Source organism: Flavobacterium sp. P21 (genome assembly GCF_050632225.1).
Taxonomy (GTDB): domain Bacteria; phylum Bacteroidota; class Bacteroidia; order Flavobacteriales; family Flavobacteriaceae; genus Flavobacterium.
In genome coordinates, this window is the sequence record NZ_CP192585.1 from 3923700 (window position 1) to 3947513 (window position 23814).

At 34.2% G+C, this 23814-nt stretch carries 25 protein-coding genes and 1 pseudogene; 7 read left to right on the forward strand and 19 right to left on the reverse strand.

The features are described from left to right. Nucleotides 1-231 precede the first annotated feature (231 nt). The 3 genes from ACQ9BO_RS19700 (at nt 232) to ACQ9BO_RS19710 (ending at nt 2014) form a co-directional block, all read left to right on the forward strand. Nucleotides 232-666, forward strand: a complete 435-nt coding sequence (locus ACQ9BO_RS19700; RefSeq protein ID WP_431242134.1) for a DUF6526 family protein — start codon at nt 232-234, stop codon at nt 664-666. A 431-nt stretch (nt 667-1097) separates the two neighbouring features. Further along, nucleotides 1098-1442, forward strand: coding sequence for a hypothetical protein (locus tag ACQ9BO_RS19705; RefSeq protein ID WP_431242135.1), 345 nt, complete (start codon nt 1098-1100; stop codon nt 1440-1442). Nucleotides 1443-1636: 194 nt separating this feature from the next. Further along, a complete protein-coding gene (locus ACQ9BO_RS19710; protein ID WP_431242136.1) occupies nt 1637-2014 on the forward strand; it encodes a hypothetical protein in 378 nt (125 codons plus the stop codon). Nucleotides 2015-2290: 276 nt separating this feature from the next. On the opposite strand, the gene ACQ9BO_RS19715 is transcribed toward ACQ9BO_RS19710, so the two are convergent. The 9 genes from ACQ9BO_RS19715 to ACQ9BO_RS19755 form a co-directional block, all read right to left on the reverse strand. Then, the gene (locus ACQ9BO_RS19715) at nt 2291-4309 is read right to left on the reverse strand and encodes a glycoside hydrolase family 97 protein (RefSeq protein ID WP_431242137.1); all 2019 of its coding nucleotides are present in this window, start codon (nt 4307-4309) and stop codon (nt 2291-2293) included. Between the two features lie 26 nt (nt 4310-4335). Further along, a complete protein-coding gene (locus tag ACQ9BO_RS19720) occupies nt 4336-4710 on the reverse strand; it encodes a hypothetical protein (RefSeq protein WP_431242138.1) in 375 nt (124 codons plus the stop codon). Then, nucleotides 4667-5584: a glycoside hydrolase family 71/99-like protein gene (locus tag ACQ9BO_RS19725; protein ID WP_431242139.1), complete on the reverse strand. Its 918-nt coding sequence runs from the start codon at nt 5582-5584 to the stop codon at nt 4667-4669. The genes ACQ9BO_RS19720 and ACQ9BO_RS19725 overlap by 44 nt, the downstream gene beginning before the upstream one ends. A 188-nt stretch (nt 5585-5772) precedes the next feature. Beyond that, nucleotides 5773-6282, reverse strand: a complete 510-nt coding sequence (locus tag ACQ9BO_RS19730; RefSeq protein ID WP_431242140.1) for a RagB/SusD family nutrient uptake outer membrane protein — start codon at nt 6280-6282, stop codon at nt 5773-5775. After that, complete coding sequence (locus tag ACQ9BO_RS19735; protein ID WP_431242141.1) at nt 6213-7238, reverse strand: RagB/SusD family nutrient uptake outer membrane protein; 1026 nt, start codon at nt 7236-7238, stop codon at nt 6213-6215. The genes ACQ9BO_RS19730 and ACQ9BO_RS19735 overlap by 70 nt, the downstream gene beginning before the upstream one ends. Nucleotides 7239-7300: 62 nt before the next feature. Further along, a complete protein-coding gene (locus ACQ9BO_RS19740; protein WP_431242142.1) occupies nt 7301-10186 on the reverse strand; it encodes a SusC/RagA family TonB-linked outer membrane protein in 2886 nt (961 codons plus the stop codon). A 248-nt stretch (nt 10187-10434) separates the two neighbouring features. Then, on the reverse strand, nt 10435-11190 hold the full coding sequence (locus ACQ9BO_RS19745; protein ID WP_431242143.1) for a hypothetical protein: 756 nt from the start codon (nt 11188-11190) through the stop codon (nt 10435-10437). Further along, entirely contained in the window at nt 11138-11518 is a 381-nt protein-coding gene (locus ACQ9BO_RS19750) for a hypothetical protein (RefSeq protein ID WP_431242144.1), read from the reverse strand. Before ACQ9BO_RS19750 ends, ACQ9BO_RS19745 begins: the two co-directional genes overlap by 53 nt. Nucleotides 11519-11526: 8 nt before the next feature. After that, nucleotides 11527-12048, reverse strand: a complete 522-nt coding sequence (locus ACQ9BO_RS19755) for a DUF5004 domain-containing protein (protein WP_132988948.1) — start codon at nt 12046-12048, stop codon at nt 11527-11529. Between the two features lie 484 nt (nt 12049-12532). On the opposite strand from ACQ9BO_RS19755, the gene ACQ9BO_RS19760 reads away from it, so the two are divergent. Next, nucleotides 12533-13072: a hypothetical protein gene (locus ACQ9BO_RS19760; RefSeq protein WP_431242145.1), complete on the forward strand. Its 540-nt coding sequence runs from the start codon at nt 12533-12535 to the stop codon at nt 13070-13072. A gap of 53 nt (nt 13073-13125) precedes the next feature. After that, a complete protein-coding gene (locus ACQ9BO_RS19765) occupies nt 13126-14130 on the forward strand; it encodes a DUF6377 domain-containing protein (RefSeq protein WP_431242146.1) in 1005 nt (334 codons plus the stop codon). 229 nt (nt 14131-14359) lie between these two features. Here the strand turns inward: ACQ9BO_RS19765 and ACQ9BO_RS19770 are convergent, their stop codons facing one another. The 10 genes and pseudogenes from ACQ9BO_RS19770 to ACQ9BO_RS19815 form a co-directional block, all read right to left on the reverse strand. Continuing rightward, nucleotides 14360-15163, reverse strand: a complete 804-nt coding sequence (locus ACQ9BO_RS19770) for a sterol desaturase family protein (RefSeq protein WP_431242147.1) — start codon at nt 15161-15163, stop codon at nt 14360-14362. A gap of 607 nt (nt 15164-15770) precedes the next feature. Continuing rightward, on the reverse strand, nt 15771-16556 hold the full coding sequence (locus tag ACQ9BO_RS19775) for a Glu/Leu/Phe/Val family dehydrogenase (protein WP_431245170.1): 786 nt from the start codon (nt 16554-16556) through the stop codon (nt 15771-15773). Between the two features lie 12 nt (nt 16557-16568). Continuing rightward, nucleotides 16569-17002: pseudogene (locus ACQ9BO_RS19780) on the reverse strand (Glu/Leu/Phe/Val family dehydrogenase); the annotation flags it as partial. Between the two features lie 476 nt (nt 17003-17478). After that, nucleotides 17479-17859: a hypothetical protein gene (locus tag ACQ9BO_RS19785; RefSeq protein WP_431242148.1), complete on the reverse strand. Its 381-nt coding sequence runs from the start codon at nt 17857-17859 to the stop codon at nt 17479-17481. After that, nucleotides 17844-18293 carry an EamA family transporter gene (locus ACQ9BO_RS19790; protein ID WP_431242149.1) on the reverse strand — a complete coding sequence of 150 codons (450 nt, stop codon included), beginning with the start codon at nt 18291-18293 and terminating at the stop codon, nt 17844-17846. Before ACQ9BO_RS19790 ends, ACQ9BO_RS19785 begins: the two co-directional genes overlap by 16 nt. A 127-nt stretch (nt 18294-18420) precedes the next feature. Continuing rightward, nucleotides 18421-19884: an AAA family ATPase gene (locus ACQ9BO_RS19795; RefSeq protein ID WP_431242150.1), complete on the reverse strand. Its 1464-nt coding sequence runs from the start codon at nt 19882-19884 to the stop codon at nt 18421-18423. Between the two features lie 79 nt (nt 19885-19963). Further along, complete coding sequence (locus tag ACQ9BO_RS19800; protein WP_132988953.1) at nt 19964-21082, reverse strand: vWA domain-containing protein; 1119 nt, start codon at nt 21080-21082, stop codon at nt 19964-19966. Nucleotides 21083-21188: 106 nt separating this feature from the next. Beyond that, on the reverse strand, nt 21189-21569 hold the full coding sequence (locus ACQ9BO_RS19805; RefSeq protein ID WP_431245171.1) for a YchJ family protein: 381 nt from the start codon (nt 21567-21569) through the stop codon (nt 21189-21191). After that, nucleotides 21556-21792 carry a hypothetical protein gene (locus tag ACQ9BO_RS19810; protein WP_343534835.1) on the reverse strand — a complete coding sequence of 79 codons (237 nt, stop codon included), beginning with the start codon at nt 21790-21792 and terminating at the stop codon, nt 21556-21558. Before ACQ9BO_RS19810 ends, ACQ9BO_RS19805 begins: the two co-directional genes overlap by 14 nt. 241 nt (nt 21793-22033) lie before the next feature. Then, nucleotides 22034-22588, reverse strand: coding sequence for a hypothetical protein (locus tag ACQ9BO_RS19815; protein ID WP_431242151.1), 555 nt, complete (start codon nt 22586-22588; stop codon nt 22034-22036). A gap of 84 nt (nt 22589-22672) precedes the next feature. Between ACQ9BO_RS19815 and ACQ9BO_RS19820 the strand changes: the two genes are divergently transcribed. Together ACQ9BO_RS19820 and ACQ9BO_RS19825 are read left to right on the forward strand one after the other, a co-directional pair. After that, entirely contained in the window at nt 22673-22918 is a 246-nt protein-coding gene (locus tag ACQ9BO_RS19820; RefSeq protein ID WP_431242152.1) for a hypothetical protein, read from the forward strand. Between the two features lie 331 nt (nt 22919-23249). Next, on the forward strand, nt 23250-23690 hold the full coding sequence (locus ACQ9BO_RS19825) for a KTSC domain-containing protein (RefSeq protein WP_111366992.1): 441 nt from the start codon (nt 23250-23252) through the stop codon (nt 23688-23690). Nucleotides 23691-23814 lie beyond the last annotated feature (124 nt).

Sequence of the window (23814 nt, forward strand, 5' to 3'; positions counted from 1 at the left end):
AATATAACAAATAGATTCCTTCACATAGTAACTTTACTATCAAGAAATTAAAGCCACGAAAAAGAAAGAATTTAAACAGAAATGAAGGCTTTTTTCAAATAAATAGAAGTACAAAACTGCAAAGTTAAGAGTATAAAGGAAACATTGGTTATGTTAGTTTATTTTGAGAAATAAAGCTATTCTAATTTTTAGAGTAGCTTTGTTTTTTTATAAATACTTAAAAGATTAATTATGAAAGTTCAAACTTATTACAATCATATCCGTTTTTATATCCCACATCATTTTATATATTATCCTGTTCTCATCTTTTTTCTAATCTGCGGCATTTATTTTGCCTGCACAACAAACGATGCGCTTATTTGGACGTTTATCAGCGTCGGATTCATTTTCCTGTTTTTCTTGGCCTTTATGCTACGACAGCATTACGCTTTAATACTTCAAAACAGAATTATAAGACTCGAAGTTCGTTACCGCTATTTTACCTTAACCGGAAAGCGATTTGAAGAATTCGAATACAAATTAACCGATGATCAAATATTTGCACTTCGTTTTGCTCCCGATGCAGAATTCCTGTCACTTGTTGAAGATGCGCTAAAAAACAATCTTCCAGGCGACTCTATCAAAAAAGCAATCGTTCACTGGAAAGCAGATTACAATAGAGTCTGATTTTTAATTGTGAATTATTAATTGTGAATTATTAATTTCTCTGTAGGTCATCTTGGGCGATTCCGAGACCTCGGGAGGGACACGCACCGTAATTCACATGATATAAACCAATTAACAATTTATAATTCACAATTTATAATTAAAATCTGGGCGTGCCACCTTTTAAAAAAAGGCCTTAATATGCTTTGTGCGTATTGAGGCCTTTTTTAAAAGCTGTCGGGCTATCCGTTCCGCTGGCGGCGGACTACTCCTATCCCTCACGCGGCATCCGTTTTCAAAAGAAGTTTAAGAGTTTACAAAACAAAACTTAAGTTATCAAACTGATATTCAACCGAATTAATTAAATATTAAACGGTAAAAAATAAAATGGATGATTTTTTTTGTTAACTTTAAGTGTTAAAAATTTATCAAAAACTCTAAAATTAAATCCAATGAAAAAATTAATTTGTTTTATGATAGTTTTCTTCTCTTGTTTTTTGGCCAAAGCACAAACTACTGCCGAAATTCCAGCCGAAACTTTACCCGCCGTACAAAACAACTCTTTAAAATCTGACGAAGGTCAAAATTATGATCCCGAAGATTTGCCTTGGCATGCGCGCCGATTTAAATTTACAGCTGGCGCATTTTTTCCCGTAAATAATACACAAGTTGAAGTAGGAAGCAACAACGGTAATTTTGGAAATATGATCGATTTTGAAAAAGATCTTGGTTTTAAAAAAACACCCAATCATTTGTCGCTACTTTTGAGTGGCGAATTTCAAGAAGATCAAGACTAGGTTCTGAATATTATTATTTAGACAGAACATCAACAAAAACCCTTCAAAAAGATATAGAATTTGGTGATCATACTTATCCAGTTGATGGTCGTGTTTCAGCATTTTTTGACAATCAGATTATTAGAATATATTACAGCTACGCGTTTGTATCAAAACCAACTTATGAAATAGGTGCCTTAATAGGTGCTCACGTAATGTTAATAGATGTTGGTCTGAGTTTGGAAGGGCAAACACAGCAAGTTTCTTTTAGTGATGATTTTGGTGTAACTGCGCCGTTACCAGACATTGGTCTTTGGGGAGAATTTGTATTAGGCAAAAAAGTGGGACTTTATGCTAATGTGAATTATTTCGCTATAAAAGTAAACGATATCGATGGCCGCATTTTGAGCTACAACCTTTCTGTATTATATAACGTTTATAAAAACTTTAGTTTAACAGCAGGATTTACAGGCTTAAACATTAGAATTGACGCTGAAAAAGAAAGACTTAACGGTTTCTTTAAATGGGGTTATAACGGTCCAACTATAGCCGCTGTTTATACTTTTGGAAAACATATTCAGCTTCATAAGTAAAAGGTGCTAAGGTACTAAGATACTGAGATTCTAAGTTTTTTTACCGCAAAGCACGCAAAAGATTACGCAAAGTTCGCAAAGTTCGCAAAGTTTTTAGATAAAGCTTTGCGAACTTTGCGTTTATGAACGCAATCTTAAGCAAAAAACCTTGCGTTCTTTGCGGTTAAACTTGAAACTTGAAATAAAAAAACAAAAACAAGCCCGAAATCTTTTAAAAGAAATCGGGCTCATCTGCTCAAACTTAAACTTAACTAAAATAAACGAAAACTAATTCAATTAATTCAACAGAGTGAATTTTATAGCTGTTCCTCCACCAGTCGCCAATTTTATATTTATTGAACTCTTGCTATTTACTTTTTGTTTTGAAATCGTTACCGGATATGGGTTTGTTTTATAATTTGCCCCTTCTCCATCAGCATAAATTGTGGCTTCGTATTCTTTTCCTGCATCTAAAAATGACAAATCAACTTTTAGGTCTCTTGCATCTTTGTTTGTAATAGATCCTAAATACCAATTTTTCTCATCCCAGTCCTTACGTGCAATTGTAGTGTATTCTCCAATTTTAGAATCCAAAACTTTAGTGTATGACCAAGTGCACGGAACATCTTTTATGAATTGAAATTCAGGTTTACCTTCGTAATTCTCCGGTAAATCTGAAGCCATTTGCAACGGACTGAAAATAATCACATACAAAGCCAATTGATTCGCCAAAGTAGTTTGCACTCTCGCGCCAGAAGGCGTTTTGTAATCAAAATTGAAATTCCCCGGAGTATAATCAAAAGGTCCAGAAAGCATTCTTGTAAAAGGCAAAGTTGTTAAATGTCGCGGAGTGTTTCCGCCATCAACAGACCAGGCATTGTATTCCTGACCTCTTCCGCCTTCTTGCGACATAAAGTTTGGATACGTACGCTGAATTCCAGTTCCTTTCATTGGCTCGTGATTGTCAATCATAATATGGTATTTAGCCGCAGTTTCGATTACTTTTCTGTAATGACGTGCTCCATATTGGCTGTCGTGCCATTCTTTTTTGTCCAAATATTTGTTTACGTAACCCGTTTTAACAGAATTCACTCCCATTTTTTGATACAATTTAAAAGCATCTTCAAGCTGGCTCTCATAATGTTTAGAAGCGCCTGCTGTCTCATGATGGCCAATCAGGCGAACATTCTTTATAGCCGCATATTTTGTGATTTCTTCCAAATTAAAATCAGGATATGCTTTTACAAAACTAAAGGCAGATCCGTCAGCAGTCCAATCACCATCCCAGCCTTCGTTCCAGCCTTCAACTAGAACGCCGTCAAAATTGTTTTTCGCCGCAAAATCAATGTATTCTTTAGTGTTTTTTGTTGTTGCACCATGTTTTGGCCCTTGCCCCCAAGTGAATTTTTCTAAATGCATTCCCCACCAAATCCCAATATATTTTGATGGCGTAATCCAAGAAAGATCTTCAATTTTTGAAGGTTCATTTAGATTCAACATAATAGTCGAAGTGGCAACTTCTCCTGGCGTTTTACCAACAACGATTGTTCTCCAAGGCGTTATAAAAGGCGCTTCGGCATATACTTTTACACCATCGGCCCAAGGCACTAAATCACTTTTGTATTGTTTGTCGCTTGTTTTTAAAAGCGTCATTGAGGCAAAATCAGTCAAATTTGCTTCGTGAATTGCCACATACAATTTCTCTTTTGTTTCAAAAGTTGCTGGCGTGTTGATAGTATCTGTTTGACTAATCGGCGTTTTACGATATTCGCTTTCGTAATAACTGTTTTCACGGTGCACCGGAATCCACCAAACATCATTATTTGATTTAAAAGTAAACTGCGTAACTTCATTCGAAATCTTCACTTTGCCTAAATGAGGCTGTTTTGGGAAAGAATAACGAAATCCGACACCATCATCAAAAACTCTAAAAATAATATCAACCAAACGCTCTTCGCCTTTCGATTCCTTCAAATGAACAATTAATTCATTGTGATGATCTCTCACTTTTTTGAATTCGCCCCAAGGCTGTTCCCAAGTTTCATCAGCGGTTTTTTCTTCGGTGGAAACCACTTCAAAACCATCTGTCATTTTTTGGATTCCTTGAAACTCAAATCCTAACAATGAAGGTTCAATAACTGATTTTCCTCCAGAAGTAAAACTATACTGAGGCTGTCCAGAAGGCGTTAATTCAAAAACTAATTCGGTGTTTTTTCCAGGAGAACTGATTTTATAAGTCGTTTTTTTAGTACTGCAGGCAAAGAGCAACATTGAGGCCAGCGCCATCAGACAGTATCTATATTTTATGTTTTTCATTATTTAATTGTATTAATTACAGCTCCTTATTTAATTTCACTTAGTAACTGTTTTGCTTTTGCAGGTTGCATGGAAACAAAATAATTAAAAGCCTGATCCAGTTTTTTCTGAGCATCAGCATTTCCTTTCTTTTCAATTCTCAGATTATAAAGCTTGCTGATATCTGCAAAAAATGATTCGGTGTTTTTTACGCCAGCGAAAGTTTTTACTTTTTCGATGTAATTATATCCAAATTCAACTGTTGGCTCAAACATGGTTCCTTCACCAAAGTCATTCCAAGTAATCAATTGCAAGTAGCTTAGGTTTGCATTTTTGGCTAAAGAAAGAGTTTCGTCAAGTGTTGCACCATTATTGTGTTCAATGGTCCAGCCAATTGCCGCCTCCGCCACCGCCTTCAGCATAAAAATCTTTAAAACCAGGGTAAGCACTTCCCATTGCTACTGAAAGTTTTGGTTTTGTATTGGTATAAAAATTAGTCAGATACGTACTGTTTTTATAAACCCATGCATATTCCCCAGAAGCATTATCGCCCGCTTCTACAGATTGATCCCAAAGCGTCAGGAAAGTAGGCTTTGTTGTCAATGAGCTAAAAACATTTGTCCATTCTGCAGGCGTTTGCAACACAATTGGTCCAAAATTCATCAATAAAGGTTTTCCGTTTATTTTAATATAGTTGGCGTTGCTAAAACAATTCGTCTGCAAATAACTTAAATCGGTTTTTGTCGCACTGGTTACAGAAATTGCTTTTCCTGCATTTACAACATTTGTCGTCACTCGGTCTTCATAAACAATCGCGTATTCAAGACCAACTTTGCTCAACATGGCAATCAATTGCTCTGTATTTTCTTTTACCATTCGGTAATCATTCACGTCATAAGTGCCGTACCAATCGATCAAAACACCATCAATTCCTGAATATTTCATCAATAATAAATGATTTTCAATCACATTTTTGTCTCCAGAATGATAGGGTCCAATCAGCGGATAATAATACGAAGCAATTTCCCTACGGTTGTTTGCTCCAACGTTGTTCGGGTTTTTGTTTGCCATTGTCCAATGGTATCCCCATTTTTTATCAGCACTGCTTTCATTGGTTTCAAACCAAGGCATATAATGAACGTAGATTTTGGTGCTGTTTGTTTTTTCAATTGCTACAGGGGCAAGTGTTTCTGGTTCTGTAGGCTTATCTGGACCTTTATTATCATCACCAGCGCACCCGGCGGCGATCAAAACATTCACGATCCCGAAAAACAATAAGGTGATAGATCTTTTCATATTAATGTAATATTTGTTTCGTTTTTTTGCCACAGATTAAAGGATTAAAAAGGATTTCTTTTTTCTTTAATTGTAATCTGTGAAAATCTTATAATCTGTGGCTAAAAAATAAAGCCATGCAGATCTTCATTTTAAAAATATGTCAGCCTTCCACGACTAACCAACATGGAAGACTGACATTCAATGACCTAATACCCAGGATTCTGTTTTAGGTTTTTATTTGTTGTTAAAACGGTGCTAGGAATTGGGAAAATCGCTCTGTATTTTTCTGTAGTTCCTTTTTCCCACCATGGCAAGAAGAATGTTCCAAAACGAATATTGTCTGTTCTTCTTCTTCCTTCAAAAGTAAATTCCTTCAATAATTCCTTATCGATAAATGCAAGATCAATTGTTGTTGGCATTTCCTCACCAGCACGCGCTGTAACTTGTTGTAGGAAAGGTTTAGCCAAATCTGGAGAACCCAGACGAACATAACATTCTGCTTGCATCATCAAGATTTCGGCATAACGAATCACCACTAAATCATGATCACGCTCCCAAGTTTCTCCTTCTTTCATTTCATATTTTCCTAAACGAACTCCTTGATTTTCTTTGGCGTCAGTAACACTATTAACTTCTTCAGTATATGTTAGTTTTTCACCGTTATCCATAACAATAACTTGTCCTGTAGCTTTGTTAATTTGATCTCCGGCAACCATACATTTTTTCTTTTATCTGTATCAGCAAAAGTTGAGAATACTCCTGGTCGCGCACACATTCCGTTTGCGCTCCAAGGATAATCGCCAGTTGCAGAAACGGTTAGTTTATGCAAATAATGGCAAGACATTGAATTCATATAATTTCCAACTGTTCCCGCTTTTGAATCGTAAGGAATTGCAAAAATGATTTCTGGTGATTTTTGATTTTCAGTAGCAAAATTGGCAAAGAAATCTGGCGTTAATGAGTAACCCGAGATTTTTTGGCACATATTAATACAATCCTGCCAACGCGCTGTTCCAATAAAAGCTTCAGAATTTAGATATAATCTCGCCAATAAAGAATAGGCAACATTTTTTGTCATTTTAGAATACACCACATTTGAATTTAAATGCGGAAGAGCATCTGTCAATTCTTTTTCAACAAAATCATACACTTGTTTTCTTGTAGAATTTGATGGAAGCGATGTATCTTCAAAATTGGTTACAATTGGCACATTTCCGAATAAATCTAAAAGATTATAGTAGTAATATGCTCTTAACGCTTTTAATTCAGCATAAATTGGCGCTTTTGAAGTATCAGACAAAGATGATTTATCTATTTGATAAATGATAGAATTGATTTTTGCGATTCCAGTATAATTGTAACGCCAAGCCGAAAGAATCATTCGGTTATCTGCTTTCCAAGTATGTTTCTGTGCGTCCTGATATTGCCCTCCATCGTACCAGTTTGTTCCTCTGGTAGGAATTGTCGCTTCATCAGAAACGGTTTCAGTTAAAAAGAATACATACTCACAAGTTGGATAATTGTTTGATATTCCGTCAGCGAATCCTCTTAGAGAAGAATAAGCCCCTCCAACTAATGCATCAACTTCTTTGGTGGTATTTCCAAAATTTCCATCCTCTACTTTATCATATAAGTCTTCACTTAAATCTGTACATGATATCGTAAAAAGCATGCTCATTACTATTGCTTGCTGTTATTTTGATTTTCATTTGTTCTAATTTTGAGTTAATTCGCTTAGTTATTTAGCGAGAAATTTAATCCAACAGAAATTGTCGTTGGTCTAGGATAATTGTTATATCTGTCAATTCCTGGAGATGCTAAACCTGTTTGATCAATAACACCATTTACTCCATTTTGCGCGTTTAAGCCAATTTCTGGATCAACACCTTTGTAACCTGTAATTACAAAAAGATTTTCTCCCATTAAATAAAATCTAAGTTTTGATTTTTGTTGCGTACCAAGAGGCATCGTATAACCAAAAGAAAGTGTCTGAAGTCTAAAGAATGAAGCATCCTCAATCCAGTAATCAGAATATTTAGGAGCTGATGTAATACCGCTTCCTAAGAAATCATCTGGAACATTATAAGCAGGCAATCTTGTTGGATCATTAAGCATCATATTTGTTGCATTTAATGCTTTTTGGCCAAACATTCCGTAACCGCTGATACCTAAATCAAATTTTCCGTAAGTAAAGTTCATCCCGATTCCTAATGTCAAATCTGGCTGAATATTTCCTAAATCTGTTTTGTCAGCATCAACTAAAGCGCTTTCTGCAACGATATCTCCTGCTTTGTTATAGTATTGAATTTTTCCATTTTCATCAAGACCAGCATTTCTGAATCCCCAGAAAGTTCCAACAGGATAACCCTCAGCAATAATTTGAGAATATTGTCCAGACATACCTGCTAAACCGTGTAAAGAACCGCTGTAAATTACATCTGTTTTATACGTTGGGTTTGAAAGTTTTTCGATTTTTTGAACGTTGTGTCCAAGCGTCAGATTAGCATTCCAATTGAATTTTGGCCCTTTGATGATATCTGCATTCAAAGTAAGCTCAACTCCTTTGTTTGACATTTCACCAACGTTTGCCAACATCGTTCCAACTAAATAAGGTGGCTGAGGCACTTCATAAGTGTATAATAAATCTTTTGTTTGTTTAGAATACCACTCAAATGAACCTGAGATTCTGTTGAAAAGTGTAAAATCAAAACCAACGTTTATCTGCTCAGTTGACTCCCATTTCAAATCCGGATTTGGGTTTTGTTGTGGCGAATAAGCCAAACTCCAAGTTCCTGTAACTGGATCGTAGTAACTGTCGTTTCCAACTCCTAAAATAGAAAGCGATTTGTACTCTCCAATTCCGTCTTGATTACCCGTTACACCATAACCCACTCTCAATTTCAAATTATCAAGCCAACCTTTTGTAGAATCCATGAATCCTTCATTTGAAATTTTCCAAGCCACAGAGGCTGACGGGAAAGTTCCCCATTTATTGTTTTCTCCAAATCGGCTTGAACCGTCTCTTCTTACTGTTGCAGTCAGCAAATACTTTCCGTCATAAGAATAATTTGCACGAGCATAAAACGAAACCAAATTTGATTTTCCTTTATACGAATACACATCACCTAAACGATATTTATAACCAGCACCTAAATTATTATAACTAAAAGCATCTGTTACAAAACCACTTCTTTGTGCACCAAAACCTTCGTAAATATTTTCTAAATATGAATATCCTCCAAGTGCACTGATGTTATGTTTATCAATTACTTTAGTATAATTTACATAAAGTTCACCTTGCGCATTTGTATATTCTGAGTATGTTCTTTGAGCATAACCACCCTCTGTAGATCCTTCTAAAACAGCATAACTTGGTTTGTAAGTACCTCCCTTAACGGCATTGTGTTCTAACGAAATATTAGCAACAGCCAGGAAATCATTCAAAAATTTAACCTCAGTTTTAAAATAACCTAAAAGTCTGTGTCTTTCATTGTCAACTGTTCTGTTTGTCAAAAGTTCAACTGGATTATAGTACTGATTAAGAGCTACAGATGAAAATTCTCCACTTGGTGTATAAACCGGAATTGTTGGATTCAAGTTGTAAGCATATTCAAAAATTCTGTAATCAATTGGATGCCATTTATCGATATTTGCAAATAATCCCATGTCGAATTTTACATCTTTATTATCTCCAAGATATTGATATGCTGTAACGTTTCCGCTAAGTCTTTCTAAACCAGAATTTTTAATAACTCCTTCGTTGTTTAAGTATGAAAGCGAAGTTCTGAAACCACTGTCAGCTTTACCAGAATTGATCGTTAAAGTGTGAGATTGAGAAATTGCTGTTTGCTCAATAGCTTTTTGCCAATCTGTATTTGCACCATAATCTACTGCATCTTTATTTCCTGTAGTACGAACGTAATTTCTCCATTGATTTGCTGATAAAAGATCTAAATTATCGTTTACATAACCAATACTTGATAAACCGCTGTACGTAACAGAAACACCTTTTGTCCCTGATTTTGTAGTTATAATGATAACTCCATTTGCTCCTCTTGAACCATAGATAGCCGTTGCCGAAGCATCTTTTAAAACGTCAACCGTTTTAATATCTGAAGGTTGTACAATGTTGATATCAACACCAGCAATTCCGTCAACTACAATTAATGGGTTGTTGCTTGCAGTCAAAGAAGTTCCTCCACGAAGTCTCAAAGTAGAACCCGCCGCTGGATCACCAGAAGGGCGAATAACATTTAAACCTGCTACTTTTCCTTGCAAAACCTGCTCAGTAGAAGAGATTGTTCCTTTTACTAAATCATCTGCTTTTACAGTTGAAATTGCTCCTGTCAAATCTGCTTTCTTTTGAGTTCCGTAACCAACAGCTACTACCTGAACTTCTGCCAATTGATATCCGTCGTTTTGCAAACGAACATCAAGATTTTTAGTTGCCGAAGTGATTTGGATTTTCTGATTTGTTGATCCAATAAATGAAACTTCGATTGAACCTCCTACGGCTACCGTCAAAGTGAATTTTCCGTCAAAATCTGTTGTGGTTGCATTTTTTGTTCCCACCTCAATTACCGATGCTCCCGGCAATACAGTGCCTGTATTGTCATACACAGTACCTGAAATCTGCTTTTTTCTTGCGCAAACATTCCTGCCGAAAGAAAAAGCATGAAAATCATGAATACTGCAGTTTTAGTAGTCCACATTTGATGCAGGACTATTCTTTTATTTTTACTATTCATATGTCGTTATTTATTGTTTTTTTATCAGTCATATGTAATTCGCATAGCCATTATTGGTTTAATGACTAATTTGGGATTATGCTCATTTCATTAGAATTGATGTTTTAATTTGATAGTGAATTATTTGTCTAAAGTTTTAAGAGGAATGTTGGTATCCGAAATTGTTTTGTCTTTGTTGTCTTTTACCAAAACATGAATCTCACTTAAACCCTGAACACCATTTAATTCTGAAACTAAATTGACAAATCCTTTTATTTCAGCTGTACCTCCTGTAAACTCACCAGATATTGTTTTGCTTCCTGCCGTAATCGTATAAATAAGTTTATTTACACCCACTTCATTGTTTTTTCTTGACATTCCAAGGAAATCTTTTTGGCTGATAACTGTTGGAAAAAAACTGAAACTTGGTGGTGGTGGTGGAATAAATTCACCTGCATAAATAATTTGGTCACCAGAATTAGTTGTCCAATCTTTTGCAACCATCAAGAAAGTGATGTTTTCCATCACAAAACCTGCTGGAGGATTGTAATATTCTTGCGGAATCAAATCCATTCTATAGAAACCATTTCCAAGATCTTTCAATTTTGTTTTTTCAGATACTTCTGGAATCCACGCTTGATATTCCTGCAAAACAGCCCAGTTGTTTAAACCAGAATGAAAATGAACGCTTGGAACACCTGCAAAACCATCTTTTAAATTCGAATTGAATAAAATACTAACTGGCTTATCGATCAAAGGTTTTGATGGATATGATCTAATTAATTCATTTGCAGTATAAAAAGAAGAAAAATCAGTGTAAGGCATATTAGCAACATCAGTTTGCTTAGATCCGTTTTTGTTTTTCAAACGAAACCAAAACCCAGCGCTTGCTCGCAATTTCTTCTGGAGTTTTAGAGAAATAAAGTGTTGGTGTTAAAGTAAAACTCCAAACTTTATTTCCTTCATATTTAAGTTTGGCAAAATCTGATGAATTTTCCCAGTGACCAGCATCAGGCTCAGATGGCGACCAAATCCAGATATAAACATCTTCAGTCTCTGCAAACGTAGTTCCCGAAAGATCAAAGTACCACGTTACTTTTTCATCATATTTGTAAACTACAGGAAATGATGACATACTGCCTACGGCTCCAGCGGCTTCTTGCGCCTGCGTAAAATTAGGAGCCATCAAAAGGGCAAGTAAAATTGTATATATAAATTTTTTCATATTACTTTTTATTTAATAGCATTTAATTTAAACACATAAGACACGAATGCAGAACCTCCAGAGGAATGCGTTAATTGGAATTCCATTTCATCACTGCTTCCTGGAACTGATGACAATTTTAATTCGTCTGTTTTTTGCGTTTTTTGCGCATCACTAAACAAATAGATTTTTGTTACGCCAAGATTTGTAGGCTGGAAATCTGAGCTTAAAGCCCAATATCCTTTTGGCGCAAATAATGGAGGCACATTTCCTGTTACCTCGTAACTTGTAGGCTGGTTCTTTTCATCTACGTTGAATTTAATTTTAAAATCTTCATAGTTAAAATACGTGCTCAAGTTTTCTTCGCTTGGTTCGATCTTATTTGCTTTCGCAACTTCATCAACCATTTTCAAGTTTGTCAATCCCCAATTTCCATTTACTTTTTCATAAAGGGTAATCGGATCAACGTAGCTTCCGTCGTCAGTATTATCACAGCCAGTGGCCATTAAACCCAAAACAACAGCTAACCAATAAATACTTTTACATCTCATAAATTTGTGGTTTGTTTGTTAGTTTTTCTGTCTCGTTAAAAGACATGACGAAACTAGATGTTAAATAAATCTAAAAAAAATGTCTGAGAAAAATCAAGATATAATTGAAAGATTTTTACACATAAATAATTAATAATCAATATTTTAACTATTTTTGATAATTCAAAAAATCAAGATGCTGTTTAGACGAAAATGAGCCTAAAAATGATGGTAAATATGACAATATGAAAATTAAATAGTATATTTTTTTCACTATGCATATATATAATTGGTTTTTATTGTATAATTGCAAATAAATTGACAACTTTTAACATTTATGTCTTATTTTTGGATGCTCAACCTAAATTCATAGCTTTGTTTTAACGAAGTTTTAAAGATCTAAAAAGTTGTTTCATAAGCCCGCTCAAGCTTATCCCGAATTAAAAAACGAATTAACTCGAACAAACCAAAAAAAGATTTTTTTACCCTAAACCAACAAAAAACCATGCAAAGAATTTTAATTCTATGTTTTCTTATTGCAGGTTTTTCTCTCGCCGCGAAAGAGACAAATCCTGTTTTAGAAGAATTAGATAAAACGCTTCTCAAAAAAGACGTTTATTTGAAGCAGAAGTATCGAAAGATTGAAGCTTTAAAGCGAAACGTTTCAAAATATACCGTGAGCCAAAACAGCGAAGGCCTTTACAATACTTATATGTCACTATTTGATGAATATAAATCGTTTAAATATGACTCGGCTTATTATTATTTGGAAGAAGCAAAAATCAAGGCTATTGTTTTAAAAGATCCGAAATTTTTGGCGAAAAGCCGCATCAAAGAAGGTTTTGTACTTCTTTCATCTGGATTATTTAAAGAAGCCATTGACACTTTAAATGTTATTGACGATCATAAATTGGATATAAAAAACAAATTTGAATATTACAACATCAAAGCCCGCGCTTATTATGATTTAGCTGATTATAATAAAGATCAACGTTTTAATATTCATTATGTACAGCAGGGAAACCACTTTTTGAAAAAGCTTTAGAATTAATTGGAACCAACAGCAATGAATATTGGGCCGCTGAAAGCTTGAAAAGATTGAAACAGCAAGATTGGCGTGGCGCCGAATTTGCATTCAGCTATTGGATCAATAATTATAACCTTCCTCCTGATTATTACGGAATTGCAACTTCAAGTCTTGGCTATATTTATTCCGAAAGAGGTTATACAAAAAAAGCCATTGAATATTTAGCTTTAGCCGCAATTGCCGATGTGAAAAATGCAACAAAAGAAACCGTCGCACTCCGAAATCTGGCCAATGAACTCTTTAAAATGGGCTATTTGGACAAAGCAAATGAATATATCAATATTGCAATGGACGATGCGACTTTTTACAATGCAAGACATCGAAAAATTGAAATTTCATCAATTTTGCCAATTATTGAAAAAGCGCAACTGAATAATGTAAAGGAGAAAAATGACAAACTAGAAAGAATCATTATTCTGCTGACGATTTTGACTTTTATAATTGTTTTGTTCTCAATTATTATTTTCAAACAATTAAAAGAAAGAAACAAAGCCCGAAAAATAATGGCTTCTTCCTATGCACAGCTTCAGGAAATGAATATTAGCTTAAGCGAAGCAAATGCCATTAAAGAGGAATATATTACCTATTTTATTAAAGCGACCTCGGCTTTCATTAACAAAATTGATCATATTCAGAAAAGCACTTTGCATAAAATCATTACCAAAAAAACCGATGAAGTTATTGCGAGTTTAAAGCGCTATAATGTTAAAGAAGAAAGAGAAAATCTGTTTCATCAATTCGATGAGATTTTCTTGAAACTGTTCCCGACTTTTGTGACCGATTTTAATAATTTGTTTCCAAATGATCATAAATGCATCGTCAAAAAAGGCGAACTTTTAAATACCGAATTAAGGATTTTTGCGCTTTACCGATTAGGAATTCAAGACAGCAATCAAATGGCAGAATTCCTGGAACTTTCTGTAGCTACCATTTATACTTATAAAACTCGAATCAAAAGCAAATCTGATTTTAAAGATACTTTTGAAGAGAAAATTATGGCGATAAAAACTATCTAAATTGTTAAGGTGCTAAGGTTCTGAGATACTAAGCTTTTTTCACGCAGATTATGCAGATTAAAGCAGATTTAAACTGATCTTTTATAATCTGCGCGCATCTGCTTAAATCTTTTAAAATCTGCGTGAAAATCTAATTTTAAAATCAATTTAATCTGCTAATAAAAAAAGCAACACTTTAGATGTCGCTTTTCTTTTATCTTGGTTTTTTGTTCTTATAGATGCTCTAATTTCATTCAACAGTCTCCAATTGCAAAATCATACTTTGATAATATTTGCTCAACGAAAACAATTGCTCTACAAAAATCATTACCGCAAGCGGAATAAAGAAAAATACCGTCAAATTTTCTTCATACAAAAAGAAAGTTGTAATCATGAGAATTCGGGCGTATTCTAGATAATAAATCCATTTTCGTTGTTCCAGCAAAGCACCGCAGTTTATTAATGTGATGATGATAACCGACAAAACAAAAACTTTATCGAGCGTATTCAATAAATCAAAATAATACGTGAAAGCAGTCAAGATTAATGTGCAGATTCCGAGTTGGATATAAAGATAATTTCGGAAGCGAAGGCGCTGATTCGGATTGCTTTTGTCTTGCAGAAAGCGCTTTTCTAATATTGGGCGAATGTCTTGATCCATATTTGCGGGACTTCCAAAAACAGCCATCCATCGTGCTTTAAATCCTTTTGAGCGTTTCCACAATTCATATATTTCAAAATAGTAATGAAAATGTTGCCAAAGAAAACTATAGCTTTTTAAAGGATGTGTCAAACCATATTTCGGTTTTTCTTCTTCTTCCTGAAAAGTTCCGAAAATCCGATCCCAAAATGTGAACATATCACCGTAATTTTTGTCCAAATATTTTTCATCGGATGCATGATGAACACCATGAACTGAAGGCGTTACAAAAACATATTCAAGCCATTTTATTCTGCCAATTACTTGTGTATGGGTAAAAAACGAATAAGCTCCGTGTACAATCAACATCGTAATAACCATTCCTGGATGAAAACCAAAAAAGGAAGCACACACCAAAAACCAGTTCTGATTATAGCCTGAAAAGTAGTAATTCTAGCGGCGGCTGTAAAGTTGAATTCTTCACTATGATGATGCACAATATGTGCGACCCAAAAAAGTTGACTTCGTGCCCTAACCTATGATACCAATACCAAACAAAATCTGTCGCGAGAATCAGTGCAAACCAAACCATAATGTTACTTGGAATATCAAAAAGTTTATAATTATCGTAAATGAAATAATACAGCTGATAAAAACTCATGCCGCAATAAATAAATTAATTAAACGCTCTGCAATACCAATGCTAATGTTTGAAACCGAACTTTCATAATTGAAAATTTCCGGCTTTTTTTATGTTGTGCGAGTTTATATTCTAAAAACAAAAACAGAAAAAAAGCAGGCATTGCAAAAGCAAGAAAATTAATGTGTTCCATTTTTTAAAATTTCTTTTATTCTTAAAAACTAAAATATATGTCATAAAACTAAAGATAAAGACGTTTTCATATTTCAATCCATTTTAAAAATGACCTCAACTCGAAAACGACCTTTATCTTTACAACCAAACCATTAATTTTGTTTAAATTTTGGAGCTTCTAACGCTACTTCTTTTACAGACTGCGTGTCAGCAACTTTTTGCAACGCGAGAATGTACAGTCGCGATTCTTGGCGTAACATTATGCTTCAATGCTGTTCTGAAAACGGTTTCAAAACCTTTTTCTAAAATATCTTCCAAACGTGTATTGATTTGGTGAATTCTCCACGATTCTAAAAGTGAATTCTGAAGCCATTCAAAATACGAAACCGTCACACCGCCAGCATTTGCTAAAATATCTGGAACGACCAAAACATTATTTTCATGCAGAATTTTATCCGCATCAGATGAAACTGGACCATTTGCACCTTCAACAATAATTTTTGCACGAATAGATGCCGCATTATTTTGTGTAATTACATCTTCTTTTGCGACCGGAATCAAAACATCTACATCCAACAACAATAATTCCTCATGCTTAATCGCAACCGAATTTGGATATCCTTTTATGCTTTTGTTATTGAGATTATAATACAAAATCAATTCAGGAATGTTAATTCCCTCAGGATTATAAAAAGCTTCATTTACATCACTTACAGCAACAATTTTCAACCCTTTTTCGAATAAAAATAACGCTGAATGCAATCCAACATTTCCAAAACCTTGAATTGCAACTGTTGATCTAGCTGGTCTAAGTTTCAATTTTTGAAGTGCCAATAAAGTGATAATGCTAACACCTCTTCCTGTTGCTTCTACTCTGCCCAAAGATCCTCCTGAATGCAAATGTTTTCCAGTTACTACGGCGTGAATTGTTTTTCCGTGTACAATCGAAAATTCATCCATCAACCAGCCCATTTCATCTGGTCCAGTTCCCATGTCTGGAGCCGGAACATCTTTTGTGGCCCAAAAATATCGGACAACGCCTTGGTATAAGCTCTCGTAATTCTTTCCAATTCGGTTTTAGAAAGCGTTTTTGGGTCACAAATAATACCGCCTTTTGCTCCTCCAAAGGGAATTCCCGTTACAGCCGATTTCCAAGTCATCCAGGTCGCAAGAGCTTTCACTTCGTCAAGATTTACGGCGGTATCGTATCGAATCCCTCCTTTTGAAGGACCAAGTGCCGTATTGTGTATTACGCGGTATCCTTCAAAATTCTGTTCTTTTCCATTATCTAAAGTAATCGAAAAATTCACCACAATTTGTTTTTCAGGACGCCGCAATTTCAGCCTTATTGATTCTTCTAAATTTAGAATATCGGTCGCTATATTAAAACGATCAATCATCGATTGAAACGGATTCTGTTTTATAATTTCTGAACTCATCTTTTTAAGTTTTTAAATGTTAGTTTTTGATTTGGAACATCAAATTAAATTCTCGTGAAATAAAATCGGCAATAGCCGCAGGTACAACACGGAATTTTCATCAAGCAACAAGGCATCATAATATTAGTGTTTCGATTCGATCTCATATTTATGGTTATTAATAGTTCTAAAAAAGCCTTTCATTGGTGCATGAAAGGCTAAAAAAAATAACTAACAAGTACTTTCTCTATTAACGCCATTTCATCGCATGGTTTGACATGCAAGCACATCGTCAAGTCGCACATAAACGGGATGATATTTAGACTATAGTTTTTCATTGTTGAAGCAAATTTATAAATATATTTTATAAATTCTATCGAATTAGTAGAGTTAATTTTAAAAACTTTTGAAATTATTTTTAAAACGCTTGTAAATTAAGGGTTTACGGATTAAAAAATATCAGCTTAATTGCGAAAAAACAATAAAAACAATCGCAATTAAAGCCAAAGCAATGCCGATAAAGTTGATTTTCGACAATTTTTCTTTGAAAAAAGCAGACCAACAAGACTTCCTAAAACAATTACGCCCATATTCATTCCAGCAAAAACAGTTGAAGGGTTTTCTGCGAATGCTTTATGCGCTTTCAAGTAAAACAATATATTTCCGAAGTTAAAAATTCCAACTAAAGCTCCAAAAAGAATATTTTTTGACTGAAGTTTTACCTTTTTTAGAACAACATCATAAACCACAACCAATAAAGAAATAGCCAAAGAAATATCAAAAACCATAAACAAAGAAGTGGTATATGGCAAAGCCGTGTAAAGTGCGATTTGTTTAAAAAGAATATCGATAATTCCGAAACCTAGAAATACAGCCAATGGATAAATCCACTGGTTTTGATCGTTTGCCGTTTGTTTTTTAGGATGAATAAAAGCGCTACAAACCCAATTATCAACCCGATGACTTTATACGAATTAAATTCTTCTTTAAAAATAAGCCAAGCGGCAATTATCGGAATAAAAAGCGACAAGCGTTGCGCCGCATCAGTTTTTACGATTCCCATATGTTTTATAGAAGAAAACAAAAACAGAAAAACAATTGGCAATAAAATTCCAACTAATGCATAAATACTCCATGGCGCATTGGCAGAAATTGCGGTTAAATCTGGACTAAAGGTAAAGTAGCAAAGCAATAATGCGGTTACATAATTGAAGGTAATTATTTGAATAGCGTTTGCACTGTACTTTCGGGTGATTTTAAAGATTACACCAACCGTTACGCCGCACAAAATACTTAAAATAAGAAATAACATAACTTGAGTTTTGAGCGCAAAAATAAACTATTCTAAATTGAAAAGACCTAACAGGTTTTAAAAACCTGTTAGGTCTAATAGCGATAAAGAATCAATTAATAATTTATAATTAACAATTTACAATTATCTACAATTTACTAATATAACTTCCGTACATATCTTTAAATTGATGTCCAGTTGCAAATCGATCTTTGCTCAGTTTTTTATATTCAACCAATGCCCATAAAACAAACTCTTTCACAAAATACTGATCTTTTTTGTCTAATTGAGGCTGATACTTTTTCAATAAAGCATCAAGTGGCGTTACTTCGTCTAAAATCTGTTGATATTCTTTATCTGAAGCATCGTCTAGCAATTCAAATCCGCTTTCGGCAAAAAACCATTCAATAATATCTGAATAAGGTGTTTTTTCTCCAGGCTTTTCTAATTTTTCAATTTTCGGGAAATATTCGGAAAATAAAGTTCGAATTGCCGAGCCAATTAAATACTGCGCCACAACAGCCGCCTCCTCCTGCTCTCCTTCGTAAACCAATTCAACCTTTCCAGTTATGGCTGGAATAATTCCCATAAAATCTGAAAGTCTTAAAACAGTTTTATCAACTCCTGATTTTAAAGCGCGGCGTTCTGCTGTGCTGATTAAATTTTCAAAAGCTGTGATGCTCATTCTGGCACTTACACCGCTTTTATTGTCGATATATTCGCTTTCGCGCGCTTCAAAACTAATTTGTTCCAAAATATCTCTGGCTAAACTTGGCACATATACCACTTCAGCTTGATTTTCATCTAATTTTGCTTCTTGTTCTGTAATCGTTCTGGCAATTTCAACAGTTTCTGGGTAATGCGTCAAAATCTGTGAACCAATTCTATCTTTCAAAGGCGTTACAATACTTCCTCTATTTGTATAATCTTCTGGATTTGCTGTGAAAACAAATTGCATATCAAGCGGCATTCTCAGTTTGAATCCACGAATTTGAATATCGCCTTCTTGCAGAATATTAAACAATGCAACTTGAATTCTAGCTTGCAAATCAGGCAATTCATTGATCACAAAAATGCGACGATTTGCTCTCGGAATCATTCCGAAATGAATTACACGATCATCAGCATACGATAATTTTAAATTTGCCGCTTTTATTGGGTCGACATCACCAATCAAATCGGCAACGGTAACATCTGGCGTTGCTAATTTTTCAAAGAAACGTTCATTTCTATGCAACCACGAAATTGGAGTTTCATCTCCTTTTTCTGAAATTAAATCTTTTGCAAAACGAGAAATTGGATTTAACGGATCATCATTAATTTCTGAACCCGTAACAAACGGAATATATTCATCAAGTAATTCGACCATTTTGCGCGCCAAACGTGTTTTCGCTTGCCCGCGAAGTCCTAATAAATTAATGTTGTGACGAGAAAGAATCGCACGTTCTAATTCAGGAATTACTGTATTTTCAAAACCATGAACGCCTTCAAAAACCGCTTTTCCAGATTTGATTTTTTCACGAAGATTATTTCGTAATTCATCTTTAATACTTGTGCTTTTATATCCAGAGGCCTTTAATTGGCCTAATGTTTTTATATTTTTTATTTCCATTTTATTGAAATATCGATTGTGTAATTTATTTTATTGGATTGTGTTAGACGCATTAAAATGCGTCTCTACGATAAAACCTTTACCGAACCCTTTTCTTCCTATTTGTTTCATAATCTTCAAAAATCATTTCGCCCAGACCTTTCAAACCAGTGTAAAATGCCTTTCCTTGATTGGCTTCTGTAAAATGATTTACAAAACGTTGCAAATAAGGATCGTTTGCAATCATGAAGGTCGTAATTGGAATGTGAAGTTTTCTCGCTTGTTGTGCTTGTGTATAGCATTTATCCACTATATATTCGTCGAGTCCGTTACTGTTCATATAATACGAACCATCACGCTCGCGTACACAACTTGGTTTTCCGTCGGTAATCATGAAAATCTGCTTGTTGGTATTCCGTTTTCTTCTTAGAATATCCATTGCCAATTGAAGTCCAGCAACCGTATTGGTATGATAAGGTCCAACTTGTAAATAAGGTAAATCCTTGATTGGAATTGTCCAAGCGTCATTTCCGAAAACCAAAATATCGAGCGTATCTTTTGGATAGCGTGTTGTAATTAATTCGGCTAAAGCCATTGCCACTTTTTTGGCCGGAGTGATTCGGTCTTCACCATATAAAATCATACTATGGCTAATATCGATCATCAAAACAGTACTCATTTGAGCTTTGTATTGTGTTTCCTCAACAACCAAATCATTTTCGGTCAGCATAAAACTTTCTACGCCATTATTGATTTGCGCGTTTCGAAGGCTTTCAGTCAATGAAATACGTTCTAATCCATCGCCAAAATTAAACTCACGGAATTCGCCTGTATGTTCGTCGCCATTTCCGGCATGTTTTGTTTTGTGATTTCCGTTTCCAGAACGTTTTAAATTCCCAAAAATTTGATCCAAAGCTTGCTGACGAATTGCTCTTTCAGTTTTGGCAGTAATTCCAAAACCATTAGAGCCGTCTTCTTTTACTTCGTCTTTTATGTAACCTTTCTTTTTTAAATCTTCGATAAAATCATCGATTGTGTAGTTCTCGTCGGTCAGTTTATATTCTTTGTCCAACTCCCGAAGCCAGTTTATTGCTTCATCAAAATCCCCCGAAGTATGGGTGATCAGCTCTTTAAAAATGCCAAATAGTTTCTCAAACGGAGACTGAAATGGGGCTTCGTACGACTTAAAATAAAAACCTTTTTTAAATTCGTTTTTCATAATTTTAAAATTACATCTTTTTAGAATTATGAAAAACGAAACGTTTATTAATTTTTAGTTAAAATATTCAACCAAAATCAGCAACTAACAGTGTTAGATATACTAATTATTCAAACTTTCCATCAACGTAAAACCATGCATCGTTTTCAAATTTAAAAGTCGAAAATTCATAATGCGTCTGTGGTTTTTGATTGGCATCTAAAAAATAAGCTTTGAATTCTACTGTATTTTCATCAAAACTCAAAATTTCTAATTTTTGCCATTTATTTGCCGTCGCCCATTTCAGAATTTCAGCTTTTGAATAATATTTTCTTTCAGAAATATAAGTGGTTTCCAAAAGATAATCAGCGTTGTGTGTTGCGTATGCCGAATATCGAGAACGCATCAAAGCCAAAGCTGATGGCGCTTTTTGATTTTGCTGAAGATATAATCCGCAACAGTTTTCAAAAAGCAATCCAGTGTCGCAAAAACATTTATGACTCGTCATCGACTGCTTCTTCTCCATTAATTTTTACATGAAGCTGATTCAGCAAAACTTGATATCTGCTGATTTCTCTCACTTCTTCATCTTCTTCAGCAAAATCAATCATTTCGTCTAATGTTTCGCTAACTTCAAGCAGTTTGTTATTTGCTTCTCTGTCGTTTTTTGCGGCAATCAAATCAATGATTTCTTGTACTCTTGGTTTTAATTCTTCGAATTTGCTATTCATATGGATGTTTTTTTGCCACGAATTACACAAATTTCCTCTAATTTTTAATCTGCCTTGAACACAATTCTAAAATAGAATTCACGGTAATTAACGAAATCTGTGGCAATTTTATATTTACTCTTTACTTTCGTTGAACTTTTTCATTATTTCTTTGAGCTTTTCTTTGCGGGAAATCTCAGCTTGTTTTGCTTTTGCTTGGGCTTTGTGCAATTTATCGTTGTGCTTTTTAATGTTTCTTTCGTTATTGCGTCCCATAAATTTCTCTTTTAATTTCTTCTAAACTTTTTTCTGTAAAAATCAATTCGGTTATGATCTGCTTTCTTAAATCATCAATATCCTCACAATCAAAATGTTTTGCCCAAGATGTCAGTTGTTGCAGATTCCGAACTTGTTTCAATCTTTTTGTAGTTTCAAAACTTGTTCTTAAAATCGCTTTTCCATCATATTCGGGATTATTTTTATGCTGATAATTAGCAAGATTTTTATCAAAATCAGCACTAATATAATAGAGTTTTTCTTGGGCATTATCAGGATAAAACTCACTCCATTTTGCAAAACCAATTTTCGTTTTCGATTCGGTTTCAGGATCAAGGGCAATCAAGCGCCATTTGCTGTTTGCTAATCTTCCCCAATGGTTCGAAACTCGGTACATCCCTTCTTCAGTATAATAGTAAGCACTTCCAGCTTTGCTTTCAAATTGTTTTTTCAAACCTTCAATTTTATGCGGAAGCACTTCATGAAAAGCACAAAACGTATTTTTAAAAGAATTTGGATGTGGCTTAAAATTTTTCTGCATGTGCAAATATACTCAGATTACAGCGAACTCCCTAAAACAAACCTAAATTGCTTACCTTTGCTTTTTAATTTTAAATGAAAAATCATGTCTAAAGATTCACAACAAAAAATGCCGCAAAAAGGAGTTTTTACCGGTATTATCGAAAAAGATGAAAACAACAATTATTTCTGCGGAGAATATCTTTTAGACTATAAAATGGTTCAGAGTAATTTTAAAGTTGGGGATTGGGTTACAATTAAATCGGTAATCGAAAATCCTAGCTATATTAGCTTTAAGCAATATCCAAAAAAATCAAGAAACTTTGATAAAGCAAATCATAAGCCGGAATAAGTTTTTTGTTTCAGGTTTTGTTGGAACGCTTAATTTTTAACGCAAAGATCGCTAAGGTCATTTTTACTTATTGTATACTTTAAGAATATTAAGTTCGCAAAGCTTTGTGTCGACATAGCTTTGCGAACTTTGCATTTATGTATAACCTTAAAAAAACTTCGCGCTCTTTGCGTAAACCTTCGCGAACTTTGCGGTTAAATCTTTACAGCATTCAGAATTTTTTTAGTTGAAAACAGAAAAGTTAAAAAAAGTGTACCTTTGCAAAAAATTTGTCGATTTGAACTAATTAATATCGATTTCAAACTAATAGACAAGTAGTTACCTTTTATTTATGAAAAAAATAGTTGAATACCGCAAGTTACTAAACGTAGAAAAAACTGCAGAGCTAAAAGATTTAAAAACAATTTATCGTAATGCGATGAAAGAATCTCATCCTGATAAATTTGTTGGAAACGAGGCAGGTTTAAAAGAGGCAGAAGAAAAAAGTAAAACAATCATTGAAGCTTACCACTTTTTAGTAAGTATTCATCCTGATACTATCAAACTTAATTTACCTGAGTACACAGAAACAATTTCAACTTGTTCTATCACAGATTTCAAATTTGTTGAAGGACGTTTGATTATTGACTTTTCTAATGGAAGTGTTTACGAATACATCAGCGTACCAAAAGCAACTTACGTGAAAATGGTAAATGCAGATTCTCCAGCAAGATTTGCAAAAAGACATATCTTAAACGCTTTTACTTGGAGAAAGAAAACAAACCAAGAATAGTTTTTATAGCTAAAATATACTCAGAAGCACTCTCATTACAGAGTGCTTTTTTTATGCCTTAAAAATGCTAAATTGTTTATTTTCATTCAAAATAAAAACACAATTAGTAGTTTTAAATGACATA